This is a genomic window from Solitalea canadensis DSM 3403 (genome assembly GCF_000242635.2).
Lineage (GTDB): Bacteria > Bacteroidota > Bacteroidia > Sphingobacteriales > Sphingobacteriaceae > Solitalea > Solitalea canadensis.
In genome coordinates this window covers 2343273-2368000 of the sequence record NC_017770.1, presented here as the reverse complement: position 1 = coordinate 2368000, position 24728 = coordinate 2343273, and the positions used below count along the sequence as shown (strand labels likewise).

The 24728-nt window shown below is 38.1% G+C and carries 20 protein-coding genes; 13 read left to right on the top strand and 7 right to left on the bottom strand.

What is annotated here, in order from left to right:
• From SOLCA_RS09795 to SOLCA_RS09775, 6 genes are all read right to left on the bottom strand, one after another.
• Entirely contained in the window at window positions 1–372 is a 372-nt protein-coding gene (locus SOLCA_RS09795) for a DUF7009 family protein (protein WP_014680287.1), read from the bottom strand.
• Window positions 373–505: 133 nt separating this feature from the next.
• Window positions 506–748, bottom strand: a complete 243-nt coding sequence (locus SOLCA_RS22785; RefSeq protein ID WP_081479990.1) for a DUF6755 family protein — start codon at window positions 746–748, stop codon at window positions 506–508.
• 18 nt (window positions 749–766) lie between these two features.
• Window positions 767–1270, bottom strand: coding sequence for a QcrA and Rieske domain-containing protein (locus tag SOLCA_RS09790; protein ID WP_014680285.1), 504 nt, complete (start codon window positions 1268–1270; stop codon window positions 767–769).
• 49 nt (window positions 1271–1319) lie between these two features.
• Window positions 1320–1892: a 4Fe-4S dicluster domain-containing protein gene (locus SOLCA_RS09785; protein WP_014680284.1), complete on the bottom strand. Its 573-nt coding sequence runs from the start codon at window positions 1890–1892 to the stop codon at window positions 1320–1322.
• A gap of 35 nt (window positions 1893–1927) precedes the next feature.
• Entirely contained in the window at window positions 1928–4144 is a 2217-nt protein-coding gene (locus SOLCA_RS09780; RefSeq protein ID WP_014680283.1) for a molybdopterin oxidoreductase family protein, read from the bottom strand.
• A gap of 22 nt (window positions 4145–4166) precedes the next feature.
• Window positions 4167–5225: a hypothetical protein gene (locus SOLCA_RS09775; RefSeq protein WP_042479609.1), complete on the bottom strand. Its 1059-nt coding sequence runs from the start codon at window positions 5223–5225 to the stop codon at window positions 4167–4169.
• A 235-nt stretch (window positions 5226–5460) separates the two neighbouring features.
• On the opposite strand from SOLCA_RS09775, the gene SOLCA_RS09770 reads away from it, so the two are divergent.
• The 7 genes from SOLCA_RS09770 (at window position 5461) to SOLCA_RS09740 (ending at window position 12282) form a co-directional block, all read left to right on the top strand.
• On the top strand, window positions 5461–6945 hold the full coding sequence (locus tag SOLCA_RS09770) for an MFS transporter (RefSeq protein WP_014680281.1): 1485 nt from the start codon (window positions 5461–5463) through the stop codon (window positions 6943–6945).
• Between the two features lie 24 nt (window positions 6946–6969).
• Entirely contained in the window at window positions 6970–8313 is a 1344-nt protein-coding gene (locus SOLCA_RS09765) for an MFS transporter (RefSeq protein ID WP_014680280.1), read from the top strand.
• A 136-nt stretch (window positions 8314–8449) separates the two neighbouring features.
• Window positions 8450–9547 (top strand): HesA/MoeB/ThiF family protein, encoded by a 1098-nt coding sequence (locus SOLCA_RS09760; protein WP_014680279.1) that lies wholly within the window; start codon window positions 8450–8452, stop codon window positions 9545–9547.
• Window positions 9548–9651: 104 nt separating this feature from the next.
• Window positions 9652–10395: a sulfite exporter TauE/SafE family protein gene (locus tag SOLCA_RS09755; protein ID WP_014680278.1), complete on the top strand. Its 744-nt coding sequence runs from the start codon at window positions 9652–9654 to the stop codon at window positions 10393–10395.
• Window positions 10396–10420: 25 nt separating this feature from the next.
• The gene (gene moaD / locus SOLCA_RS09750; RefSeq protein ID WP_014680277.1) at window positions 10421–10660 is read left to right on the top strand and encodes a molybdopterin converting factor subunit 1; all 240 of its coding nucleotides are present in this window, start codon (window positions 10421–10423) and stop codon (window positions 10658–10660) included.
• Window position 10661: 1 nt separating this feature from the next.
• Window positions 10662–11078 carry a molybdenum cofactor biosynthesis protein MoaE gene (locus SOLCA_RS09745; RefSeq protein WP_014680276.1) on the top strand — a complete coding sequence of 139 codons (417 nt, stop codon included), beginning with the start codon at window positions 10662–10664 and terminating at the stop codon, window positions 11076–11078.
• 10 nt (window positions 11079–11088) lie between these two features.
• Complete coding sequence (locus SOLCA_RS09740; protein ID WP_014680275.1) at window positions 11089–12282, top strand: molybdopterin molybdotransferase MoeA; 1194 nt, start codon at window positions 11089–11091, stop codon at window positions 12280–12282.
• A 230-nt stretch (window positions 12283–12512) separates the two neighbouring features.
• On the opposite strand, the gene cobA is transcribed toward SOLCA_RS09740, so the two are convergent.
• Window positions 12513–13241, bottom strand: coding sequence for a uroporphyrinogen-III C-methyltransferase (gene cobA, locus SOLCA_RS09735; RefSeq protein WP_014680274.1), 729 nt, complete (start codon window positions 13239–13241; stop codon window positions 12513–12515).
• Window positions 13242–13556: 315 nt separating this feature from the next.
• Between cobA and nirB the strand changes: the two genes are divergently transcribed.
• The 6 genes from nirB (at window position 13557) to SOLCA_RS09705 (ending at window position 24671) form a co-directional block, all read left to right on the top strand.
• Entirely contained in the window at window positions 13557–16061 is a 2505-nt protein-coding gene (nirB, locus tag SOLCA_RS09730) for a nitrite reductase large subunit NirB (protein WP_014680273.1), read from the top strand.
• 31 nt (window positions 16062–16092) lie between these two features.
• Window positions 16093–16443, top strand: coding sequence for a nitrite reductase small subunit NirD (gene nirD / locus SOLCA_RS09725; protein ID WP_014680272.1), 351 nt, complete (start codon window positions 16093–16095; stop codon window positions 16441–16443).
• A 92-nt stretch (window positions 16444–16535) separates the two neighbouring features.
• The gene (locus tag SOLCA_RS09720; RefSeq protein ID WP_014680271.1) at window positions 16536–18053 is read left to right on the top strand and encodes an alginate export family protein; all 1518 of its coding nucleotides are present in this window, start codon (window positions 16536–16538) and stop codon (window positions 18051–18053) included.
• Between the two features lie 32 nt (window positions 18054–18085).
• On the top strand, window positions 18086–19390 hold the full coding sequence (locus SOLCA_RS09715) for an MFS transporter (RefSeq protein ID WP_014680270.1): 1305 nt from the start codon (window positions 18086–18088) through the stop codon (window positions 19388–19390).
• Between the two features lie 299 nt (window positions 19391–19689).
• Window positions 19690–23202, top strand: a complete 3513-nt coding sequence (locus SOLCA_RS09710; RefSeq protein ID WP_014680269.1) for a nitrate reductase — start codon at window positions 19690–19692, stop codon at window positions 23200–23202.
• Window positions 23202–24671, top strand: coding sequence for a rubredoxin (locus SOLCA_RS09705; protein WP_014680268.1), 1470 nt, complete (start codon window positions 23202–23204; stop codon window positions 24669–24671). Before SOLCA_RS09710 ends, SOLCA_RS09705 begins: the two co-directional genes overlap by 1 nt.
• The last annotated feature ends 57 nt before the right edge of the window (window positions 24672–24728 follow it).

The following is a 24728-nucleotide window of genomic DNA, read 5'->3' as shown; positions in this document are numbered from 1 at the left end:
TTAACAGTTGTGGGCAGTTAAAGGGTTATCAAAAGACGCTGATTCGTCCTCATCTCTTGTTGTTAAGCATTTATAATCCTTTTCTAATGTTATTTGGAGTATAGAGCCATCTGCATTAGTAATAGAAAAATAAATACCATTATCATCATTTGAGGTCCATTCCATTAATTTTTGCTCAGGGTACAGAAGATGAACAGCAAAAGGGTCTAATTTAATTACAGCTTCTTCAATGGGTTTAGCTTTAATACAAAAATGAAGTTTACCACCTGCAATTGTAGTTTCTTCTTTTGTATGACCACTGTCTTGCAAGCATTGAATGTCATTTTTATCTAAACGAAATCGAATGGTGTCGGCTTTTATCCTTATTTTCATTTTTGTAGGATTAGGTTTGATTATTAAATAGATTACACGGATGTGCAAAAAAGATTATATTACCCTCATAACTATCAAACGGGGTTATACTAATAACATCAAAGCTAACATCTCAAATCCCATATCTCAAATTTTATCTTTTCTTTCTTCCTGGTAAATAATAAAGTAGCCCGCAATTGATTAAAAATATCACTAAAGAAGCTATCAGCATTGGGAAACCAATGTCGGTATTGTTGCTAAGTGCATTGTTAAGTCCGGTATATAATAGCCAAATCTGCAAGGTTACATTTAATATCAATATCATCATGATTGCAGATGATATGGTGCTCCTTTTATTGGGATGGGCCTGGCTTTGGGCGTCTCTAAAATTACTCATGATAATACTATTTACTTATCAAACATTAGACTCAACAGGATATTTAACATATACCTCATCGTTTTTTACCACAACATCCAAGTGTGGGAGCGGGCGGGGAGGCGGACCTTGTAAAACTTCACCTGTAAGGGCATCAAACCAGCCATTATGGCAAGGACACTCTATTTTTCCGGTTCCGGGTTTATAAAAAACGGCGCAGGAAAGATGCGTACATTTTTGTTCGTAGGCCTTAAAATCACCACTTTCCAAATGAATCAGAATATAAGGAATAGTACTTCCTTCAAGAACAAAAGTTTTGGTACCGCCAACAGGTAAATCCTCCTTTTTACAAACAAAGAAGTCCTTATCTGAACGATCTCTTTTTTCTTTTCCTTTTGCTAAAACATATAAGTTGCCAACAGCTAATCCACCTGAAACCAAACAAAGGAATTTAGCAAATTCACGTCTGGTAACATTGGTTGCTTCAAGTCTGCTGATGGGAAAATCTTCTTTCCAATTCGGATTATTTTTCTCGTCCGTCATTGTATTATTATTTTGTGATCGATGGAATAATGTTTAAATCAACTATTAGTTAATCAACCTGGATGGAGGTACTTCCAGCAGGCATCATTAGATTAACTTTTGTAGTTACTTTCTCTTTTCCAAAATAGAAAGTATTAACCGGCGTGCTTGATGGTCTCATTTTACTGATCTCTTCTCTGGTTCCATAATAAAGAGCACCACTCGGACAAACGGTTGCACACATTGGTTTTTTCCCGGCACTGGTTCTGTCGTAGCACATATTGCACTTCATCATCAAATCGTATTTCTCTTCCTTGATAGGTACGCCGAACGGACAGGCCATTACACAGTTGGAACAACCTATACACCTTGCAGTGTTAGCGGTATGCACCACACCAAATTCATCTTTGGTGATAGCATCAGCAGGACAAACATTTGCACAAACCGGATCATCACAATGCATACAGACCTGCACAGTTGTTTGAACCGTAACAGCCCTGTTTACATAATGTATATGGATCATGGACTCCTGACCATTGGTTTCGCATTCGGCACAAGCCATTTCACAGGCATGGCAACCAATACATCTTTGCATGTCAACAAAAAATTCCTGGTCGATCTTATAATAAGAAGGTGTTTCCATTTAATTATCTTGCTTTGTTAATCAAATTAAAATCATTACTCACTTGCGAACGCCGCTGCTTCTTCAGATGAAGGAGCTTTTACGCCCATTGGAATTAATTTACAAGCACATACCTTAAACTCAGGTATTTTGGAAATTGGGTCTAATGTGCCTGGAGTTAACTGATTTGCGGATTTTTTTCCAGGCCAGTGATATGGAATGAAAACAGTGTCTTTCCGAATAGTCTCAACAATATTTGCCGGAAAAAGTCCTTCACCTCGACGTGTTACCACTTTTACCAAATCACGTTCTTTTATGCCGTACTTAGCAGCAAGCTCAGGATGGATTTCTACCAATGGCTCAGGGTACTGATTTACCAGTTTTCCAATTCTTCGGGTTTGTGTGCCACTTAAGTATTGAGATACCACACGCCCTGTTGTTAAAACAATTGGATATTCATCGTCCGTTACTTCTCCCGGATCACGGTAAGGTGCGGGATTAAAGTGAGCTTTGCCATCATTCGTTTTGAACTTGTAATCTTCCCATAGGCGTGGTGTACCCGGGTGATCTAATGTAGGGCAAGGCCAGAAAATACCCATGTTCTGTTCAATTTTTTCATAGGTAATTCCATAATAATCTGCCGTTCCACCTTTTGAGGCCACACGCAGTTCATTAAAAATATCTTCACTAGAGTTATACCTGAATTTATCACCGGCACCTAATCGATCAGCTATTTCCAATAAAATGGCAGTATCCTGTCTTGAATTACCCGGAGGCGTAACCGCCTGACGAATTCTTGTTACACGACCTTCAGCTGTAGTAACGGTTCCTTCTTCTTCTTCGTGTAAAGAGCCTGCCAGAATAACATCAGCATGGCGAGCAGTTTCATTTAAGAAGAAGTCGATCACTACATAAAATTCAAGTTTTTCAAGCGCCTCACGTACGAAATTATTGTTGGGCAGTGAAACCAGCGGATTAAAGCAAATGGAAAGCAAGCCTTTCACCTCACCGCGATGAATAGCTTCAATCAACTCATAGGCAGTATAACCCACTCCAGGAAGCTCTTTTTCATCAATTCCCCAGACTTCAGATATGTATTTACGATGTTCAGGGTTACTGATATCGCGATTTCCTGGCAATTGATCACATTTATGTCCGTGTTCACGACCACCTTGTCCGTTTCCTTGTCCAGTTATGGTCGCATAACCACAATACGGTTTACCAATTCTTCCGGTTGCCAGTACCAGGTTAATACAGCCAACAACATTATCCACACCTTTTGAGTGATGTTCAATGCCTCGGGCGTGTAATAAAAAGCTGGTAGCAGCCGATCCCCACCATTCAGCAGCGGTCCGGATTTTTTCTTTATCAATTCCTGTAACTTTTTCACCCCATTCTAATGTGTAGTCTTTTACCGCTTCCAGTGTTTGTTCAAATCCACTTGTATGTTCACGAATAAATTCCTGATTCAACATATCGTGATCAGCCATGTATTTAAGAATGGTGCCATACAAAGCTGAATCCGTGCCTGGTTTAATATCCAAATGCAGATCAGCGGTGCGAGCCAGTGGAATAACACGAGGGTCCACAACAATAAGCTTAGCCCCGTTATCACGTGCACGCCATATCCAATGGGTTAGCGTAGGGAAGGTTTCACTAACATTCGCACCTGTTACGAAGATAACTTCGGCTTTTTCTAAATCAGCGTAATTATTTGATCCACGATCAAGTCCGAATGCTTTTTTATTTCCGGCGCCTGCACTTACCATGCACAGACGGCCATTATAATCAAGATTTTTTGTTTTTAGGGCTACACGGGCAAATTTGCCTACCAGGTAACTCTTTTCATTGGAAAGGCTAACACCCGAAAGCATAGAAAAGGCGTCATTCCCATAGGTATTCTGGATTCGTTTTATTTCTGAAATCGTGCGATCCATCGCATCTTCCCATGTTGTTTTCTCAAAACCTTTTCCTTCGACCCTTATCAAAGGATCGAGTAGCCTGTCGGGATGGTTGTTCTGTAAATAACGTTGAACACCTTTTGGACATAATCTGCCTTCGTTAAATGGAAATTCCATCCAAGGGTCGAAGCCGACTACTTTATTGTTTTTAACCAGTAATTTGATACCACATTGCATTCCGCAAAAGCAGCAATGGGTTGGCACCACCTTATCCGGTTCATCTCTTCCCAAATAACCTTCTGTTGGAGCATAATTTAAATGAGGTCCAAATTCTTTAATAATTTTATCGGCTGATACGGGGAGTTTTGACATGATAATTAAATTTAACGAATGATTAGAAGAATTTGCCACTTTCCTGGCGTGCTTTCAAATGCGCTTTAGCTAAAGCAGATCTTTTACCTTCGGGGCTCAGATCAAGGTGTGATGAACCATCTTCAAGCGTAAAATCAAATCCTAATTCTTTAGTAACTTCTTTTAAATCGTTTATATGCATCTGCGTTGCAAATTCATTTCCGGTATGAGGGCAAACCGCCATTCCTCTTTTTTCGCCTTCTCTGCGATACAAATGAGCCCCAATTTGTGCCGGACGCTGAATAATGTGAAAAAACTTACCAAATGGAATCCATATAAGAAACATAATAACAGTTACGGCATGTGTAACAGCCATAAACTCGTAGGTTATTCCTTTCAGAAATTCATAGTCGTAAGTAAGACCTAGTCCTGTTACAGAAATGGCAATAAGCAGGATAAGTGGAAGCAAATCACCTTCAAAAGTTTGAATAGCAATTTGTCCGGCATTAGTAAACCGGCGTCTCATAAACAATAAACATCCGATAATGACCAGCCATGAACACCAATTAAGAATATGGAAAATAAAGAAACCCATAATAGATCCTAACCTAAATTCCATTACCTTAAAGCCGAAAACATGAGCCTCGTACATATTAGTAACTGCGGGATTAATACTTGTTTCAGGGTTCATCGTAAAGTGAATCCAGCCAAAGGTTAAGGGAAAGGTAACCGAAAAGGCAATCATGCATCCGGTGGCTAATAAAAAGTGTCCCCACCATCTTGCACGTCCTCTGGGATAAATAAATTGCTGGAAACCGATGTTAACGAAGATTTTTTTTACTGATAGAATAAAATATTCAATGAAGCTCTTGGAAAAGAGCAACTGCCAGCCTCTTTTAAAATAAAGCCAGGTTGGTGGTCGTTGCAGCCAGACAGTGTATCTATAGATTACTCCGAACAGTGCAAATAAGGTTCCGAAGAGGTAAACGATAAGAGCAGCGTCAAAATTTTGAAGTTTTCTGGAGCCAAGGAATACGAGTCCAATGGTACATAAACAACAAAATGTAGCAATCAATAATGCACGAATGTTTAAAGTTTTCATGATGCTAACTAATTCAAGTATGTATTGAGTTAGACTTTCTATAATTAATCTGCCTACATTTAAATATACAGGATATGTTAAATATAACAAATTGCCATAGTTGGTCTGGATTTTTTTATAATTTATATCATGTTATTTTGCAAATTAATTAATAAATTATTTTTAAAAGCATGATATAAATCATTTTTTGCCGTGGTCATCTATCAGAGTTTTGTATCGATATAATTACCAAGTTATGGATAATAAATCGCTTCAACAGTCTCATAAGATTTTATTCATGAATACCCTTGCATTTACAGTGTGTTTTGCATGCTGGATGTTAAATGGCGTATTAGTTACTTATTTGGTGGATAACGGCATTTTTAACTGGTCAGTTGTAGAAGTTGGTTGGTTAATTGGAATTCCTGTGTTAACCGGATCAATATTCAGATTGCCATTAGGAATATGGACAGATCGATTTGGTGGCAGAAAAGTTTTCAGTATTTTACTGCTCGCTTGTTCAATTCCTATGTTTTTATTGTCACAGGCCAATAGCTACATTTCTTTTTTATTACTGAGCTTTATGTTCGGTATGGTGGGTACCAGTTTTGCGGTTGGTGTTGCTTACACCTCCGTATGTTATCCTAAGGAGTGGCAGGGAAGAGCTTTAGGTATATTCGGAATGGGAAATGCAGGTGCTGCCATCACTACTTTATTGGCTCCCACTTTACTCAAAAACCTTACTCACAATAATCCAGATGGCTGGCGGACACTTCCTGTAATTTATGCTGCAGTTTTAGTGGTAACCGGTATCCTGTTTTGGTCGTTAACCAATAATATTAAGCCAGCGGCTTCAGGAAAATCGTTAGCTCAAATGCTTACACCTTTAAAAAACAAGCGTGTTTGGCGTTTTGGATTGTATTATTACCTCGTATTCGGATGCTTTGTAGCTTTTTCACAATGGTTGGTTCCTTATTGTGTAAATGTGTACCAGGTTTCATTGGTTTTAGCCGGAATTTTTGCATCCATATTTAGTCTGCCTTCAGGAGTTATTCGTGCAGCAGGTGGTTGGCTATCCGATAAATTTGGAGCACGACAAGTAATGTATTGGGTACTTGGTAGTTCTGTTGTAATCAGTTTTCTGTTGATTATACCTCGTATGGAAATTTTTTCACCAGGTTTTGGTGTAATGGCCAAGCATGCAGGCACAGTAACGGAAGTAACAGATAGTCTTATTAAGGTAAATAATGATGTTTACCTGGTAGAAAAGAATAAAAAAGCTCATGATGAAATTGATGCAAAAGCATTAATTCTTCCTACTAAAAATACCTGGCAAGAACCAGTGGTGAAAAAAGGTGATGAAGTAAAGAAAAAGCAATTGCTGGCTAAAGGTACTACCCGAATTTATTTTCAGGCAAATATTTGGGTATTTATTGTATTAGTATTCCTTATTGGCATTGTTTGGGGTATTGGTAAAGCAGCGGTTTATAAACATATTCCTGAATACTTTCCAAACGATGTAGGTGTGGTAGGAGGCATGGTAGGGCTAATTGGCGGATTGGGTGGATTTATTAATCCAATTGTGTTTGGCTACCTACTTCAATATACAGGTTTATGGACGAGCTCATGGATACTGATGTTTGCGATTTCACTTGTTTCATTATGGTGGATGCATGCCGCAATAGCCGCAATGATTAAAAGGAAAGCTCCAGAATTAGCAACTAAAATCGAACACGAATAATTTTTATCTCTTTAATATAAAAATATGGCTTCACATTGGCTAAAAGAATGGAAACCGGAAGATGAAAACTTCTGGAACAGCACAGGGAAGGTGATTGCATGGCGAACATTGCGAATAACAACAGTAGCCTTATTATTATCATTTTCAACTTGGTATTTACTGAGTGCTGTGGTGGTAATGTTACCTAAAATAGGTTTTACATTTACGGATAACCAGCTTTTTTGGTTGGCTGCAATGCCCGGTTTAGCGGCTGGTATTTTACGTATTTGTCACATGTTTTTAATTCCGATCTATGGAACTCGCAATGTGATCACTACAGCAACTTTCTTGAAACTTATTCCGTGTATCGGAATCGGGGTGGCAGTGATGAATAGGGATACTCCATTTGCCATATTTATGATCCTGGCTTTTCTTTCTGGTTTTGGCGGTGGAGATTTTTCATCTTTTATGCCAAGTACCAGCTTTTTCTTTCCAAAGAAAATGCAAGGAACAGCATTGGGAATTCAGGCAGGTATTGGGAACTTTGGAGTAAGCGTAGTGCAATTTATTACTCCATGGATTATAGGAGCCGCTGCATTTGGCTTTTTATCTGGTGATCCTCAACAGATCACTAAACCAGACGGAAGCACAGGTAATGTTTGGCTTCAAAATGCAGCCCTTGTTTATGTGCCATTTCTTTTAATCATTGGTTTTGTTGCCTGGAAACAGCTAAAAAGTATTCCTGTAGTATCTTCATTTAAAGAGCAGTTTGATATCTTTAATAACAAACATACCTGGTTTTGTACCATCACCTATGTAATGACTTTCGGCGCATTTTCGGGTTTAGCAGCTGCTTTTCCGATGCTGATAAAAACTTTATACGGTGGATTCGAAAATGCACCTAATCCTTTACACTATGCCTTCTTGGGTCCGCTTATTGGCTCAGCTGCCCGGGTGTTATTTGGTCCGCTTACTGATAAATTTGGCGGTGCAATTTTAACACATATAACAGGTATTGCCTTAATCATTTGTTGCGGTTTATTGGTAGCCTTGGGATGTTTAACACCTACTTCGTTAGGTCAGTTCCCTGCATTTTTATCAATTATGCTGGCCATCTTCTTCTTTACAGGGGTAGGTAATGCAGCAACGTTCAGGCAGTATCCGATCATATTTTCTCATTCGCCTCGTCAGGCGGCAGGGGTTATCGGTTTTACTGCTGCAATTGCCGCTTTTGGGCCATTTATATACAGTACATTAATAGGAACAACGATGAAATTGAATGATAAAAATCCTGCACCATTTTTTATAGGGTTGATCATTTACTTCATAATAGCAACTGGTATTAACTGGTGGTATTACACCCGAAAAGGATGTGAAAAACCAAGTTAAATAAAAACGAAAATACTTTTTCATAGCATATAAATTTGACTTTCCGGCTCTCAAAGGCTGGAAAGTCATTATCTTTCAGCTCTCAATCTCCTCAGATTATTAATGAATAATTTGCTCACCATAAATTATTATTAACATGAAATTAAACTCAGATCGATATATCCGTCAATTATTATTAGAAGGTTTTGGAGAACCTGCTCAATTAAAGCTTCAACAAGCCTCCGTTTTGGTTGTAGGTGCAGGAGGACTTGGTGTTCCTGTGATGCAATATTTAACAGGCATGGGAGTTGGAAAAATTGGAATTATTGATAATGATGTAATTAGCGAAAGTAACCTGCATCGACAAGTTTTATATTCAACTGAAGAAATTGGTAAACCCAAAGTGCAGGTAGCTGCAAAACGTTTAAGGGCGATGAATCCTGAAGTTGAAGTGGTGATTATTAATGACAGGTTAAACGTTGATAACGCCTTGCTTGTTATTGGAATGTTTGATGTAGTGGTTGATTGCACCGATAATTTTCAAACTCGTTACCTGATCAATGACGCTTGTGTAATTCTCGATAAACCTTTTGTTTATGGCGCCATCCATAAGTTTGAAGGTCAGATAAGTGTGTTTAATTTTAATGGTAGTGCTACTTATCGCTGTTTGTTCCCGTCAGCACCTGAAAAAGGAGTTGTGGCAGATTGTAATACAAATGGCGTTTTAGGAATATTGCCTGGTATTATTGGCTGTTATCAGGCCAATGAAGTAGTTAAGCTGATTACAGGCGTAGGAGAAGTGCTTGTTAATAAATTGCTGATGATCGATACATTAAAAAATAGTCAGTTTGTACTTAATTATCAGCTTGTTCCAGTAAATAAAACACTCACCGATCTAAGAACAGAAGATTACAAATCACTATGTACCAGAAATCGGTTAAAAACAATCTCTGCTCAAAAGCTGGCAGAGAAATTAAATCAACCGGAAAAAATACAACTTGTCGATGTGAGGGAATTGGATGAATGGAATATATGTAACATTCAAAGTTCAATTCATATTCCACTTAACGACATACTATTCAGATGTCAGGAACTTGATAAAGAAAAGCCAGTCGTGTTAATTTGTCACCACGGAATCAGAAGCTTATATGCAGGAGAAGATTTATTAGCGCAAGGTTTCGAAGAAGTTTATAATCTTGCGGGTGGAATAGATAGTTGGTCGCGCGAAGTTGATGAGGCAGTAGCTATTTATTGAATAACTGCAAAGACTCAAAGGCGCAAGTTAAAGTAACTAATAAATTCCTTTGTGTCTTAGCGTCTTTGCGGCAAATAGAATCCTCAACCCCTAATTAATAAAAAATGGATTACCAGCTTTGCTTGCTTTTTTTAATTGTAGCGTTTGTTTATTCCACTGCCGGCTTTGGTGGAGGGTCTAGTTACATGGCTATAATGGCTTTAATGGGGGTTAATGTTTATTTAATGAAGTCAACAGCATTGTTGTGCAATATTGTGGTGGTAACAGGTGGTGTGATTAATTTCTATAAACAAGGTTATTTACCGTTAAAAAAGGCGCTTTGGCTAAGTATAGCCAGTGTTCCTATGGCTTTTATCGGTAGCTACATTCCATTGAAACAGCATGTGTTCTTTTTAATATTAGGAATCTCATTGATTATTTCGGCATTGTTAATGTTTTATCGTCTATTACCTATATTTAATGCCCGTGATGGAGTTATAGAAGATCAGCCGAGGTATAAATTTAGTATAGCTGGAGGATTTATTGGAGGTTTATCAGGTATGACTGGTATTGGAGGTGGAATTTTCTTGTCGCCCTTATTAAAACTTGCTCATTTTGATACAGCCAAAAACATAGCTGGATTAAGCAGTTTTTTTATTTTAGTGAATTCAATTTCTGGCATACTGGGTCAGTTTTCAAGGAAACAGATCAATTTTGATCCCATGTTTACCATACCATTGTTGATTTGTGTGATTATTGGAGGACAAATAGGGACTCGATTAAGTGCTAAAAAATTCAGTGAGAAATGGGTGACCATTGCGACAGCGATGTTGGTGTTGTACGCCGGAACAAGATTATTGATTAGATGATTAAAATAATCAAAATAAATAGATTATGAAACATACGATTCTTCTTTTTGGAGTTACTAAAGATATAATTGGCTCTCCTGAGTACCAATTGGAAGGAACTGTTAAGAGTGTTGGTGAATTACGAGCCAAATTATATGACCAGTATCCGTCATTGGAAAAACTTAATTCTTTGATGATCGCTGTAAATAAAAACTATGCAGCTGACGATGTTTTGATTAATGCAACTGATGAAATTGCACTAATACCACCAGTTAGTGGAGGATAGCATGAAGCCACATATACATATTGCCAATACTATTGATGCTGCAGAAGTAATATCACTGGTTAGTAAACCCCAATTCGGAGCAGTAGACCTATTTATTGGTCAGGTTAGGAATCACACTAAAGGGAAAGCAGTAGTAAAGCTTTTCTTCGAATGCTATCATCCAATGGCTTTGGACGAAATGGAAAAAATAGCCGAATTAGCTAAAAAACAATTTGATATCCAGGAGATAGCCATCCATCATGCAACAGGAGAGAAACTTCCGGGCGATGTGGTGGTTTTAATAGCAGTTTCCTCTTATCATCGCGACGCCGCATTTAAAGCCTGTCAATTTGCAATCGACACATTAAAAGAAACAGTACCTATTTGGAAGAAAGAGTTTTTTGAAGATGGTGAAATTTGGGTTGCCGCACATCCGTAATTAATACATTATGCTGACTGTTAACGAAGCTTTTGAAACCGTAATAAATACTGCCGCCGATTTTGGAACAGAACTCGTTGCTATTAAGCAGGCAGAAGGAAGGATATTAAGAGAAAAGATAATCGCAGACCGACCGTTTCCACCTTTTGATCGGGTTACCATGGATGGTATTGCCATTAAGTGGAGTAGTTATGCTGAAGGTAAAAGAACGTTCGAAATCGAAGATCTGCAAGCGGCTGGTATGCCTCAAAAAACATTGCATGGAAATGGTTGTGTTGAGGTAATGACTGGTGCTATTGTTCCTGAAAATGCAGATACCATAATTCCATATGAAGATCTGGTTAAAAATGAAACAGGATCTTTTGCCGTAGTTAAAGAGATTAAAAGAAATCAGAACATCCATGTAAGAGGAAGCGATGTTGAGCTGGGAGCTGTTTTGTTAAATGAGGGAATACGAATTGGCGGTGCCGAAACTGCGGTATTGGCAACTGTAGGAAAGGATAAGGCACTAGTTAGTAAACAACCGAAAATTGCTATTGTTGCTACCGGTGACGAACTGGTTGAAATAACAGACCAGCCCGAGCAGCATCAACTGCGTATGTCAAACGTATACGCTTTATATAATCAATTCAAAAATATCGGAATAGAGGCATCTATCCATCATTTCAAAGATGATAAGGAAGTGTTATCTGCAAATTTTTCGCTTTTGTTTAAAGAGAAAGATGCAATTATCTGTTCCGGAGGTGTTTCTGCTGGTAAATTTGACTATATACCGCAAGTGTTAAATGAACTTGGCGTAACTATTTTATTTCATAAAGTAAAACAACGGCCGGGAAAGCCTTTTTTATTTGGCTTAGCCGAAAATAAGGTTCCTTTTTTTGGTTTACCGGGTAATCCTGTTTCTGGTTTTATGTGTTTACACCGTTTTGTTTTCCCTTGGCTGTTTAAATCACTACAGTTCGCTCAAGAATCGATAATTACTCGTGCAGTTTTAGCATCAGCTTTAAAATTTGATAAGCCGCTAACTTTTTTTGTTCCGGTAAAGCTTTCAATTTCTTCGCAAGGCTATCTAATGGCAGATCCTCACGCAACCAATGGGTCCGGTGATTTTGCCACATTAACTTCTGCAAATGCTTTTATGGAGTTGCCGGAAAATAGAGATTTTTTTGAAGCAGGAGAAGTGTATCCTGTTTGGATGTATTAGGTCTTGATTACGAGTTATGGGTTTCGAGTTATTGCCGATAAACGTAACCTTATTTGAATGTTTAAAATAAGAAATTCACGCAATCCCGATAGTTATCGGGGCGCTAAGACGCAAAGGTTTAGATTTTGAGTTGTGGTTTTGCATTACAAATTGTCACTTGCCTTTAAAACTAATACGTAATAACTAATACACAACTCGTAACTCGCAATTCGTAATACGCAACACACAATTTAAAAAGCATGCGTATCTAATTGTGTTACTTTTCCGATTACAATTAATGCAGGATGTGTTACTTCATTTTCTATGGCAAGGTCCTCTAAATCTTTTATCTGACCCTTTATTGTTTTCGAATATGGAAGGGAAGCATGTTGAATTAATGCAGCGGGTGTATGGCCCTTTCCGCAGCTAATGCATTCATTAACTATTACCGAAAGATTTTTCATACCCATATAGATAACTAAGGTTGTGTTGCTTTGCAAAGCGAGTTGAATATCTCTTGATAATGTCCCGTCTTTTTTTGTTCCGGTAATTATCCAGACGCCTTCACTAATTCCCCTGTGAGTTAGCGTGATATCAGACATGCCAACAGCCAGCATACTTGTAATCCCCGGAATATACCGGGCAGGGATATTGTTTTGTCGGGCAAAAATGATTTCTTCCATGCCGCGGCCAAATACAAAAGGGTCGCCACCTTTTAAACGCACAACCAATCCTTTGTTGAATGCTTTCTCCTTAATAAGTTCATGAATATGTTCTTGTGGTGTATAATCCAGGTAAGGGGTTTTACCTACATATATTTTTTCTGATTCTTCCGCCGCATATTCCAATAAATCTCTGTTTACAAGATTATCATATAAGATAACATTGGTTTTTTTTAAAATATTGATTGCTTTTAAGGTAATTAATTCCGGATCTCCTGGTCCTGCGCCAATAATTACTAATTCTGGTTGGTTTTTCATGTTTTTATTCCTGTTTTTTAAGATTTGTTATAATTATTGAGGTTTTTGAGTCTATTTAAGTAATAATATTCTAATAAATGTTATTTATTTAAATTTTATTCTATAAAAATACGGTTTAAAAATATTTAATTTTTATTTTTTTTGTGATTTTAATCATAATTAATTGTAATTTTATCTTATTGAAATACAAAATATTTAAATGTACATCATATTTTATAGTATTAATCTTATTATTTAAATTTTTATTGATGTTTTTTATTTAAATAATTCATTTTTTGTTTTTAAACCATTTAAAAATTAAATAACAGTATTAATATGAGTGAATTTTATAAGAAAAGTATAGTTGTTGTTGGAAATGGAATGGTTGGATATAAGTTTTGTGAAAAATTGATATCAAAAACAAGTGAATTTAATTTAATTGTTTTTGGAGAAGAGCCAAGAGCCGCTTATGATCGTGTTCATTTAAGTGGATTCTTTTCAGGAAAAACTGCTGATGATCTGAGTATGGCATCAATTAAATGGTATGCTGATAACAACATTACCTTGTATTTGAATGATCCTATTAAAGAGATTAATCGGGAAGAGCAAACCATTCATTCATCCAAAGGAATTCTTCAGTCATATGACTATTTAGTATTAGCCACAGGATCAGCACCCTTTGTTCCCAATATTCCAGGTGTAGAGAAACAAGGAGTTTTTGTTTATCGCACTATTGAAGATTTGGAAAAAATCAGGGAGTATGCTAAACATGCAAAAAAAGGAGCAGTGATGGGTGGTGGCTTGTTAGGACTGGAAGCAGCCAAGGCGCTCATTGATTTAGGTATTGATGAAACGCACGTGGTTGAGTTTGCTCCACGTTTAATGCCGAGGCAAATTGACGAAAGCGGGAGTAAGCTGTTACAAGCTAAATTAACCGATTTAGGTTTGCAGTTGCATTTAAACGTAAGTACATCGTTGATACTCGGAAACGACTCGATTGAAGGTTTACAATTCTCAGATAATACTACCCTTGAGTCGGATATGCTGGTGATTTCGGCTGGTATCCGTCCGCGGGATGAATTGGCAAAATTATGTGGCTTGGAGACTGGGATTAGAGGTGGCATAGTAGTAAATGAATACATGCAAACCAATGATGAAAAGATTTTTGCAATTGGTGAGTGCGCTTTATTTGATGGTATGATCTATGGTTTGGTGGCTCCTGGTTATGAAATGGCTGAAGTTGTCGCTTCTTATTTATACCAAAATTATAAACAGTTTAAGGGTTTTGATATGAGCACCAAGCTCAAATTAATAGGGGTTGATGTAGCAAGTTATGGCGACCCTTTTATTGCTGAACCTCATTGTAAAACCATCACTTTCGAAGATTCTCATAAGGGTATTTATAAACGCATTAACCTTTCTCATGATGGTAAATATTTATTGGGAGGTATTCTTATTGGCGATGCCGATTCCTATAATATGTTGCTTCAAACGGTTAATAATTCGATCGTTTTGCCCCCAAACCCTGAAGATCTGATTCTGGGAGCAAGAGGAGGGGCAGCATCAGAAGGTGCAGGAGTGATGAGTTTGCCCGATGATGCGCTGATCTGTTCTTGTGAAGCTGTTGATAAAGGAGCTATTTGTTCGGCTGTTTTAGATAAAGAGATCACGACCATTGAAGGGATGAAGAAATGTACCAAAGCCGGAACAGGCTGTGGGGGCTGTATTCCATTAGTAAAAGATCTTATCACCGGAACTTTAAAGGAGAATGGTCAGTATGTTAAGAACAATATTTGCGAGCATTTTAACTACTCTCGTCAGGAATTACTTGATCTTATCAAGATAAACAGCATTAAAAATTACGATGAAGTATTGGATACGTTTGGTCGTGGCGATGGATGTGAGGTGTGTAAACCTGCGGTAGCAAGTATTTTAGCAAGTCTATGGAATGATTTGATCTTGAAGCAAGATACCATTCAGGATAGCAATGACCGGTTCCTGGCAAATATTCAAAAGGGAGGAACTTACTCTGTTGTTCCTCGTATCCCTGGAGGCGAAATTACACCAGATAAATTAATTGTAATCGGACAAGTTGCCAAACAATTCGGCTTATATACCAAAATTACAGGCGGACAACGTATTGATTTGTTCGGAGCCCACTTAAATGATCTGCCAGCCATATGGAAACTATTGATTGATGCCGGTTTTGAAAGCGGCCACGCTTACGGGAAATCTTTGCGTACCGTAAAAAGTTGCGTCGGAAGTACCTGGTGTCGTTTTGGTTTGCATGATAGTGTTTCTTTCGCTATTGAGGTAGAGAATCGTTACAAAGGTTTACGGTCGCCGCATAAATTAAAAGGCGGTGTTTCCGGCTGTATCCGAGAATGTGCCGAAGCTCAATCTAAAGATTTTGGAATAATAGCTACTGAAAAAGGATGGAATTTATACGTATGTGGCAACGGTGGTTCAAAACCTCAACATGCTTTACTATTAGCGGCTGATATTGATAGTCAAACTTGTATAAAATACCTTGATCGGTTCCTGATGTTCTATATCAAAACTGCTGATCCTTTAACCAGAACGGCAACATGGCTAAACAAAATGGATGGAGGTATTAGCTATTTGAAAAACGTGGTAGTGAATGACAGTTTGGGAATTGCCGATGTATTGGAAGAAGAAATGAAAGTATTGATAAGCCAATATAAATGTGAGTGGAAGGATGTTGTTGAAAGTGAACATTTAAAAAAGAAATTCAGCCATTTTGTTAATGCTCCAGAAGAAAAAGATCCAAATATTGTTTTTGAACCACTTAGAGAACAGGTAATGGCTGCTCAATGGTAACCTATAATCAACAAACATAAAAACTACTATAATGATTGAAGACGTACTAACAGCATGGGTACTGGCCTGTAATGCCAGCGATATTCCTGAAAATGGAGGGGCGTGTGTTAAAGTAGAGGATGAACAAATTGCCATTTTTAATTTTAAACGAAGGAATGAATGGTATGCCACTCAAAATCTTTGTCCACACAAGCAACAAATGGTTTTGTCGCGCGGCATGATTGGTAGTACAGGTGAAAATTGTGAACCAAAAGTTGCCTGCCCATTTCATAAAAACACCTTTTCGCTGGAAACCGGACAATGCCTTACCAATGATGAATATCAAATAAAAGTATATCCGGTTAAGGTTGAAAACGGGAAAGTGTATATAAGCCTGGAGTAAAGAGTACTAAAATAGAAAACCCCAACGAAGAATTGCGGTCTGCGCTGGGGTGCATGTTTCAAGATCTGATTATTTACTTAAAACTAACTCAAATGTATTCAAAAAATAGATTTGTACCACCCGTTTTGTGCTTTTTTCTGATAATTTGTTCTGCTGGCAGTTCGCTGGCTCAATTCTCATTAAGTGCACAATTAAGGGCCAGGGGAGAATACCGTAGCGGATTTTCCAATTTACTTCCCACCACCGCCGATCCGGCAAGTTTTATTTCTCAAAGAACCCGGATTAACCTTGGATATAAATGGAATTTTCTGGTGGTGGGAGGTGCCATTCAAGATGTAAGAGTTTGGGGCCAAGATGCATCAAGCATTAGCAGTGCCGATGGTAATAAACTGATGTTACACGAGGCTTGGGCAGAAGTAATCTTAGCCAACAAGGCAGATACTTCGAATAAACTCCGATTTATTGATTACCTGTCATTAAAAATTGGTCGCCAAGAGTTGATCTATGATGATGCACGCTTAATTGGCAATCTTGATTGGTTGCAACAAGCCCGACGGTTTGATATGGCCTTGCTTAAAGCAACACATCAAGGATGGCAGTTGGATATTGGTTACGCCATCAATCAAAATGGAGAAAAGATGTCGGGAGGTTTTTATGTGCCTGGCAATGTTCCACAATATGTAAAAAATGATATTGGTGTTTTGGTAACAACACCAGAAGGCATGGTGCCTTTAACCAATCCCGATGGAGTTAGTTCAGCAAGCGGAAAACCAACCTATAGCAATCCACCTACCACTAATGGAGGTAATCAGGATTATAAGCAATTTGTAAGTCTTTATCTAAGCAAAGGAATTCATAATACAAAAATTTCAGGACTATTCTTTAATGATGCTTTTGGAAAGTATAGAACAGGCAGCACTGAAATAGGTGGAGGTTTGGTTTATGGTCGGTATTTCGACGTAAAAGGAACAGCTAACCGACAAACCTATGGATTAATGTTTCTTCAGTCATTTCCAACTATTATAAAAAATGGCGGATTACGATTTCAGCTGGCTTATTATCGCCAGTCGGGAAATAATCGGGACGATATTAATCTGAATGCTTATCACTACACTGTAAATGCAAGCATTACAAAAGGCAAGTTTTCTGTTACGCCCGGATATGATGCTCTATCAGGAAACAGTACTGTTTCAACCGAGGATCGCCGTTTTGATCCATTATACGGAACTCCACATAAATTTTGGGGCTATATGGATTATTTCTATGCAGGAACGGGTTCACCGGCACAAGGACTTAAAAATGCGTACCTGAAAACAAAGATTACGGGAAAATACCTAGCCTTTGGATTAGATTATCATCATTTTGCAGTTGCCAACCAGTTAACCTCTACAGATCAGACCAAGTTAGGTGACGAAATAGATCTTACTCTCAACTATAATTTAAATAAGTTCACCAGTATCGATTTGGGTTATTCGTGGATGAAGGCAACAGAAGCGATGGCCTATGCCAAAGGGCAACTACCTGCAGCTTCTCCAACAAGTTTCGACGCCACACCGCAGTGGGCCTACCTTTCAGTTACCGTTAAACCTGAATTTATCTTTTCAAAATAACATTGTTCAATCACTTCACTAAAGAAATTGTTATGGAAAACCTCGACTTAAAACCACTTAAAAAGCTTAATATATTTGCCATTCGTGGGGTTCAAATGCGAACCTTTCACATTACCTGGATCACCTTCTTCTTCTGTTTTTTCGGATGGTTTGGTATTGCGCCTCTCATGCCATTAGTGCGTGAACAGCTACACTTAGATAAGCAGCAGGTTGGCAATATTATGATTGCTTCCGTTTCTGCCACCATTTTTGCACGATTATTAGTTGGTAAACTTTGTGATTCGGTTGGACCTCGCATCACAGCTACTATTTTATTAATTGTAGGAGCGATTCCTGTTTTAGGAATAGGACTAAGCAATAGTTACGAAAGCTTTCTATTGTTTAGGTTGGTAATCGGAATAATAGGTGCTTCGTTCGTGATCACTCAATTTCATACATCTATGATGTTTGCCCCCAATATTGTTGGAACAGCAAATGCAGTGGCAGGGGGATGGGGAAATTTAGGTGGAGGCGTTACTAATTTGTTAATGCCATTGATTGCAGCTGCGTTGGTGAGTTTAGGTTATGTGGATAAAGCGAACTCATGGCGTTTGGCGATGATCATTCCCGGTGTCATTCTCCTGATCATGGCATTCATCTATTACAAATACACCAAAGATACACCCGCAGGAAACTTCAATGAAACAGAGCGCAAACAAACCGTAAAACAAAAGGGCAGCTTTATGATCGCTTTAAAAGATTACAGAACCTGGTTGCTTGCCATAGCCTATGCGGCCTGTTTCGGGATTGAAATAACTATCGATAATGTGGCGGCGCTTTTCTTTGTCGACCGCTTTGAAACCACAATGATACTTGCAGGAGCCTTGGCCGGCATATTTGGCATGATGAACTTGTTTGCAAGAGCCATAGGAGGTATTGCCAGTGATAAAGTAGGAAATCTGTATGGTTTAAAGGGGAAAGGATACTTGCTTGGCTTATTGCTGGCCTTAGAAGGCATTGGAATAATATGGTTTGCACAAGCCCCGAGTTTAACGCTGGCAATTATAGCTATGTTATTTTTTGCCTTCTTTCTTAAAATGGCCAATGGTTCCACTTATTCAATTGTTCCTTTTATTAATAAAAATGCCATTGGTAGTGTAAGCGGAATTGTAGGAGCCGGAGGAAATCTAGGAGCAGTACTTGTCGGTTTTCTATTTAAATCCACTACAATTTCTTATGCGAATGCATTTTTCTATATAGGCATTGGTGTGTTAATTATTGGGGTTTTAATAGGGTTATCGAGATTTCAGTTTCAGGGTGAAGCAGTTAAGGAAAAAGTGGAATTTCAGACTTTATAATCAAAGCATTATAAACCTAATGTGCGATTTGATTTTTATATAGATACAGCACTAATGAACAAATGAGTCAATCCGCCTTGTACAGTTCGGTAGAGATGAACTTAATATTAGCACAAACTGGAAAAGAACTGTACGCAGCGGCGGCATTTTTTGCTTACTTTTTTTTGCTGAAGAAAAAAAGTAAGTCCCACCGAAGGTGACGAAAGATAATAGTGTTTAAAATTGAGTTTTAGTGCATTTAATAGACATTTAAATCACTTGACAGGTTATTACAAATAAACTTTTAGTACTTAATCCGTATGGCAGCTGATAAGAGAATTAAAGTGGAAACTACTTGCTGTTATTGTGGTACAGGTTGCGGTATTGTTGCCTGGCAAGACCGGAAGGGAAGTGTCGCCATCGAAGGTGATAAAGATCATCCGGTTAATAAGGGAATGCTTTGCAGTAAAGGAATGAACCTGCATTATACCGTTAATGATAGAACTGACCGACTACTTTATCCTCAAATGCGGTATAATAAAAACCTGCCGCTTCAACGTGTGAGCTGGGATGATGCATTGGATAGAACGGCTGCAGTTTTTAAAACCTTTATTGAAAAGTACGGCCCGGATTCCGTGGCTTTTTATATATCCGGACAATGCTTAACGGAGGAATATTATGTGGTAAATAAGCTCATCAAAGGGTTTATAGGAAGCAATAATATAGATACCAACTCACGTTTGTGCATGAGTAGTGCGGTTATGGGTTATAAAATGGCCTTAGGAGAAGACAGTGTTCCGGTTTGTTATGATGATATTGAATTGGCAGACTGTTTTTTCGTTACCGGAGCTAATCCTGCCTGGTGTCATCCAATCATTTGGCGAAGAGTTGAAGCTCATAAAGCCGAAAATCCCCATGTGAAAATCATCGTGGTTGATCCGCGAAAAACCGATAGTTGTTCCATCGCCGATTTACATTTGCAGATAAATCCTGGAACTGATGTTACTTTAAATCATGCAATAGGCCGGGTGTTAATTGAAAATGAAGATATCGATTACCAGTTTATAAATGATCATACGGAGGGATTTGAGAATTATAGAAGTACAGTGTTTTCAAAAACGCTGGAAGAAGCCGCACAGATTTGCGGGATTGATAGCAGGGATATAATTCTTGCAGCACGGTATATTGGTGCTGCAAAGGGTTTTTTATCCATGTGGACAATGGGATTAAATCAAAGCGTGGTTGGTGTTAATAAAAACCTAAGTTTAATCAACCTTAATCTCATTACCGGACATATCGGTAAAGCCGGATCCGGGCCATTCTCATTAACCGGACAACCTAATGCAATGGGGGGAAGAGAAGTGGGTGGACTTTCCAATCTTTTACCCGCTCACCGCAATCTAAATGACCCTCAACACCGAAAATATGTTCAAGAATTTTGGGGTGGTACTGTTATTTCCGAAAAACCGGGATTAACCGCCACTGAAATGTTTGAGGCATTAGATAAAGGTACGCTAAAGGCAATTTGGATTATGTGTACCAACCCGTTAGTGAGCTTGCCAGATGTAAGGTTTGTTGAAAAAGCATTAAAAAAAGCCAAGTTTGTAGTCGTTCAGGAAATAAGTTCCAAACCGCAGACGTTAGCCTATGCCGATGTAATTCTTCCGGCTGCTGCATGGCTCGAAAAAGAAGGGACTATGACTAATTCTGAACGCCGGATAAGTCATTTGACTAAATTGATCGATCCTCCGGGAGAAGCAATGCCCGATCGGGAGATCATTTGTCGGTTTGCTCAAAAAATGGGTTACCCCGGTTTTGATTATGAGACTGACGCCGAAGTTTATCAGGAACACACGAAATTAACAGCAGAAACTTCAATTGATATTTCAGGATTGACTTATGGGTTAATAAAGGGCCTTAAAACGGTTCAATGGCCTTATCCGAAGGATAAAATGATACCCGATTCAAAACGTTTATTCACCGATAAACAGTTTTATACGTCATCCAAAAAAGCAATTATTCATTCGGTCGATGATCAGCTGACCAGTGAACTGCCAACAACCGATTTTCCTCTGATCTTGACTACAGGACGCACGAGGGATCAATGGCATACCATGAGCAAAACCGGGAAGGTAAATAAGCTCAATCAGCACTTGCCCAAAGCTTTAGTCGAAATTCACCCGGAAGATGCAGTTGCATTGGGTGTTGAAGATGGAAATATAGTTAGCATAACCTCCCGAAGAGGAAATGTGCAGATGAAAGCTTCCTTAACAACTGCAATAAAATCAGGGGTTGTTTTTTTGCCGATGCATTGGGGGAAATTATTAAACAGTGATTTAAACAGAGCAAATAATCTCACCAATAACTTGCTCGATCCTTTATCTAAAGAACCTGATTTTAAATTTTGCGCTGTAAACGTACAAAAGTTTACCAAGCCCAAACAACATGTGGTGGTGATTGGAGCAGGAGCAGGAGCATTCGGATTTGTTAAGGCGTACCGTGAACTTAATAGAACCGATGATATTACCATTTTCAGTGCCGAAAAGTTTCCTTTCTACAACCGGGTAATGTTGCCTGATTATATTTCAGGAGCACAAAATTGGGAGCAGCTCATTAAAATGCATGAGCATGAAGAACCTGATTATTCCATCAATTTTAAAAAAGGTATAAGTGCTAAACACATTGATCGTAAGAATAAATGCATTACAGATTCTGATGGTTTGGTTACTACGTTTGATGTTCTGATTTTGGCTACCGGAAGCAGGGCGGCTACTCCTAAAAATCTTCCTACTCTTGAGGGGATTTTTACCATGCGGAGCAGAACTGATGCTGACAATTTTAAGAACTATCTGCCAACGGGCGGGCAGGTAGTAATTGTCGGTGGTGGCTTGTTAGGTCTGGAATTAGCAGCTTCGCTAACCGAAATCAACCATAAAGCTACGATTATCCAACGTTCATCCCGTTTTCTTGATCGACAGTTAGATGCCTTGGGAAGTCAGCTTTTACACGAGGAAATGATTGATCAGGGTTGTGAAGTTTATTATAATGATGAAGTACAATTGATTAATGGGCAGTCTAAAGTAACCTCTATACGCTTAAAAAGTGGCCGTACAATTAATTGTGATGCTATCGTTTTTGCTATTGGAACCGTACCCAATATTGAACTTGCTAAAGAATGTGGGTTAGAGTTTAAAAGAGGGGTTATTGTTGACGAAAGAATGCAGACATCAGATCCCTCTATTTTTGCCATTGGTGAAATAGCAGAGTTTAATGGAATGCTTTACGGTATCACGGCAGCAGCTGAACAACAGGCTGAAGTAGTTGCCAATTACTTGAATGGTGATGTTTCAAGTTTTTATCAAGGGACTCTGTTGATGAATATCATTAAAGTTCATGGTTTTGACTTGTGTAGCATGGGTATAACAGAAGCTCCGGATTCAGTGGATTATGAAGAGATCATCTTTAAAGATCTGTCCAAGCGGTTTTATAAGAAGTGTATTATCCATGAAGACAGGCTTGTAGGAGCGATTTTAATTGGTGATAAAAATGAATTTGTAGAGTACAAAGAGCTAATTGCTAATAAAATTGAACTAAGCGAAAAACGTCTGGGCTTATTAAGAAGCGGCAAAAAAGCTGAACCTGTAATCGGAAAATTGGTTTGTAGTTGTAATAGTGTGGGTGCAGGAAATATTCAGCAACAAATAAGACAAGGCTGCTTATCGCTCAAGGAAATTTGTTCAGCAACCGGGGCCGGAACAGGCTGTGGTTCTTGCAAGCCGGAAGTGCAGCGATTGTTGGAAATAGAATTGGAACAATTAGCGGTGGAGGTATAATGGGTAAGCCAAGATGCATAGTAAAGATCAATTTACCCGGAGGGATTTTGTCGGCCGGTGATCTGCGTATTATTGTTAAAGCTGCTGAAACAGTTGGTGTGAAAGAAGTGCAAATGGGTATGCGTCAGCAAATGTATTTAACACTTCCGCACGGAAAAGTCGAAATGTTCACAGCCATACTTAGTGAATCAGGTATGTTTCATGAAATCGATTTTGATGAGTTTCCGAATATCGTTAGTTCTTATGTAGCGGATGAATTATTTAATCACTCGAATTGGCTTACAGAAGGTGTTTATGCAGATATATTAGATTCATTCGATTTTAAACCGCAGCTGAAACTCAACATTGTTGACAGTTCACAAACTTTTGTGCCTTTTTTTACCGGAAATATCAACTTTATTTCCAGCAATATTCCCAATTATTGGTATTTGTACATTCGTTTTCCTAAAGTTTCTGTTAATTATAAATGGGAGGGTTTGATCTATACAGATGACATTCCATTATTAACTAAAACAATTGAGGATATCATTTTAAACAATAAGCCTCTTTTTTATGATAAAACAACCGCAAACGGATTCCTTTTGCAGGAAAAAGTAGAAGCGACAAATGCTTTTATCTACCAAAACCAAACAGAAGAACTTCAGTTTCCTGATTTTTCATTGCCTTATTATGAAGGATTTAATAATTATGGGAAGAAAGTTTGGTTAGGTATTTACAGGAGAGATGAAGTTTTTTCCATTTCGTTTTTGAAAGATATCTGTGCGATTTGCCTAAAGACAAAGATTGGGCGTGTTTATACCACACCCTGGAAATCACTGATTGTGAAAGGTATTGAGCGCGATGATCAAAAATATTGGAGTTATATTTTAGGTAAGCATCAGATTAACGTCAGGCATGCATCAAATGAATTGAACTGGCAGGTAGAAGATCTTTCGACAGAAGGACTTTCTATTAAAAAATACCTTGCCCGAAAGTTCGATAGTACTGATTTGAAAACTCATGGACTATGCTTCGCTATCAAAACTCAGCCAAGAACGGGACTATTCGGTTCTGTTGTAATCAAAAAGCTGCATAATTACAGAAAAGATAATGCGAAGAGTACAGATAGGTTCGATATACTGTATACTCCCAATTTCAATGCTAATTCTAAAAACTATATTGCCTATAAAAAGAGGATCGTATTAACAGAATTGGATACACACCTTGCTGAGCTTTGTCGCTTGTATTATGAAGAGAAGGGATTGAATGATGAATTTAACAATGAGTTAATTGATGATTCGAAACAGGAAGAAACGACTGCATTAAAAATGGTTTATCAATGTAAAAGTTGTTTATCTATTTATGATGAAGCGTATGGCGATGAATTAAATAATATAACAGTAGGTGTTTCATTTGAAAATTTACCACCAGATTATTGTTGCCCAATTTGTGAAAACGGGAAAGTTAACTTTGTGTTGACAAATATTTAACAAATAAAATTTGCCATAATGCTTTAAAATATTATTTTTATTGCGTCAACCAATTTA

Bases quoted from the DNA above. Each gene is read 5' to 3' on its own strand.
- moaD (WP_014680277.1), top strand. From the start codon at position 10,421: ATGAAACATACGATTCTTCTTTTTGGAGTTACTAAAGATATAATTGGC.
- SOLCA_RS09775 (WP_042479609.1), bottom strand. From the start codon at position 5,225: ATGAAAACTTTAAACATTCGTGCATTATTGATTGCTACATTTTGTTGT.
- cobA (WP_014680274.1), bottom strand. From the start codon at position 13,241: ATGAAAAACCAACCAGAATTAGTAATTATTGGCGCAGGACCAGGAGAT.
- SOLCA_RS09785 (WP_014680284.1), bottom strand. From the start codon at position 1,892: ATGGAAACACCTTCTTATTATAAGATCGACCAGGAATTTTTTGTTGAC.
- nirB (WP_014680273.1), top strand. From the start codon at position 13,557: ATGAGTGAATTTTATAAGAAAAGTATAGTTGTTGTTGGAAATGGAATG.
- SOLCA_RS09795 (WP_014680287.1), bottom strand. From the start codon at position 372: ATGAAAATAAGGATAAAAGCCGACACCATTCGATTTCGTTTAGATAAA.
- SOLCA_RS09760 (WP_014680279.1), top strand. From the start codon at position 8,450: ATGAAATTAAACTCAGATCGATATATCCGTCAATTATTATTAGAAGGT.
- SOLCA_RS09705 (WP_014680268.1), top strand. From the start codon at position 23,202: ATGGGTAAGCCAAGATGCATAGTAAAGATCAATTTACCCGGAGGGATT.
- SOLCA_RS09790 (WP_014680285.1), bottom strand. From the start codon at position 1,270: ATGACGGACGAGAAAAATAATCCGAATTGGAAAGAAGATTTTCCCATC.
- SOLCA_RS22785 (WP_081479990.1), bottom strand. From the start codon at position 748: ATGAGTAATTTTAGAGACGCCCAAAGCCAGGCCCATCCCAATAAAAGG.
- SOLCA_RS09780 (WP_014680283.1), bottom strand. From the start codon at position 4,144: ATGTCAAAACTCCCCGTATCAGCCGATAAAATTATTAAAGAATTTGGA.
- SOLCA_RS09755 (WP_014680278.1), top strand. From the start codon at position 9,652: ATGGATTACCAGCTTTGCTTGCTTTTTTTAATTGTAGCGTTTGTTTAT.
- SOLCA_RS09740 (WP_014680275.1), top strand. From the start codon at position 11,089: ATGCTGACTGTTAACGAAGCTTTTGAAACCGTAATAAATACTGCCGCC.
- SOLCA_RS09770 (WP_014680281.1), top strand. From the start codon at position 5,461: ATGGATAATAAATCGCTTCAACAGTCTCATAAGATTTTATTCATGAAT.
- SOLCA_RS09720 (WP_014680271.1), top strand. From the start codon at position 16,536: ATGTATTCAAAAAATAGATTTGTACCACCCGTTTTGTGCTTTTTTCTG.
- SOLCA_RS09765 (WP_014680280.1), top strand. From the start codon at position 6,970: ATGGCTTCACATTGGCTAAAAGAATGGAAACCGGAAGATGAAAACTTC.
- SOLCA_RS09715 (WP_014680270.1), top strand. From the start codon at position 18,086: ATGGAAAACCTCGACTTAAAACCACTTAAAAAGCTTAATATATTTGCC.
- nirD (WP_014680272.1), top strand. From the start codon at position 16,093: ATGATTGAAGACGTACTAACAGCATGGGTACTGGCCTGTAATGCCAGC.
- SOLCA_RS09745 (WP_014680276.1), top strand. From the start codon at position 10,662: ATGAAGCCACATATACATATTGCCAATACTATTGATGCTGCAGAAGTA.
- SOLCA_RS09710 (WP_014680269.1), top strand. From the start codon at position 19,690: ATGGCAGCTGATAAGAGAATTAAAGTGGAAACTACTTGCTGTTATTGT.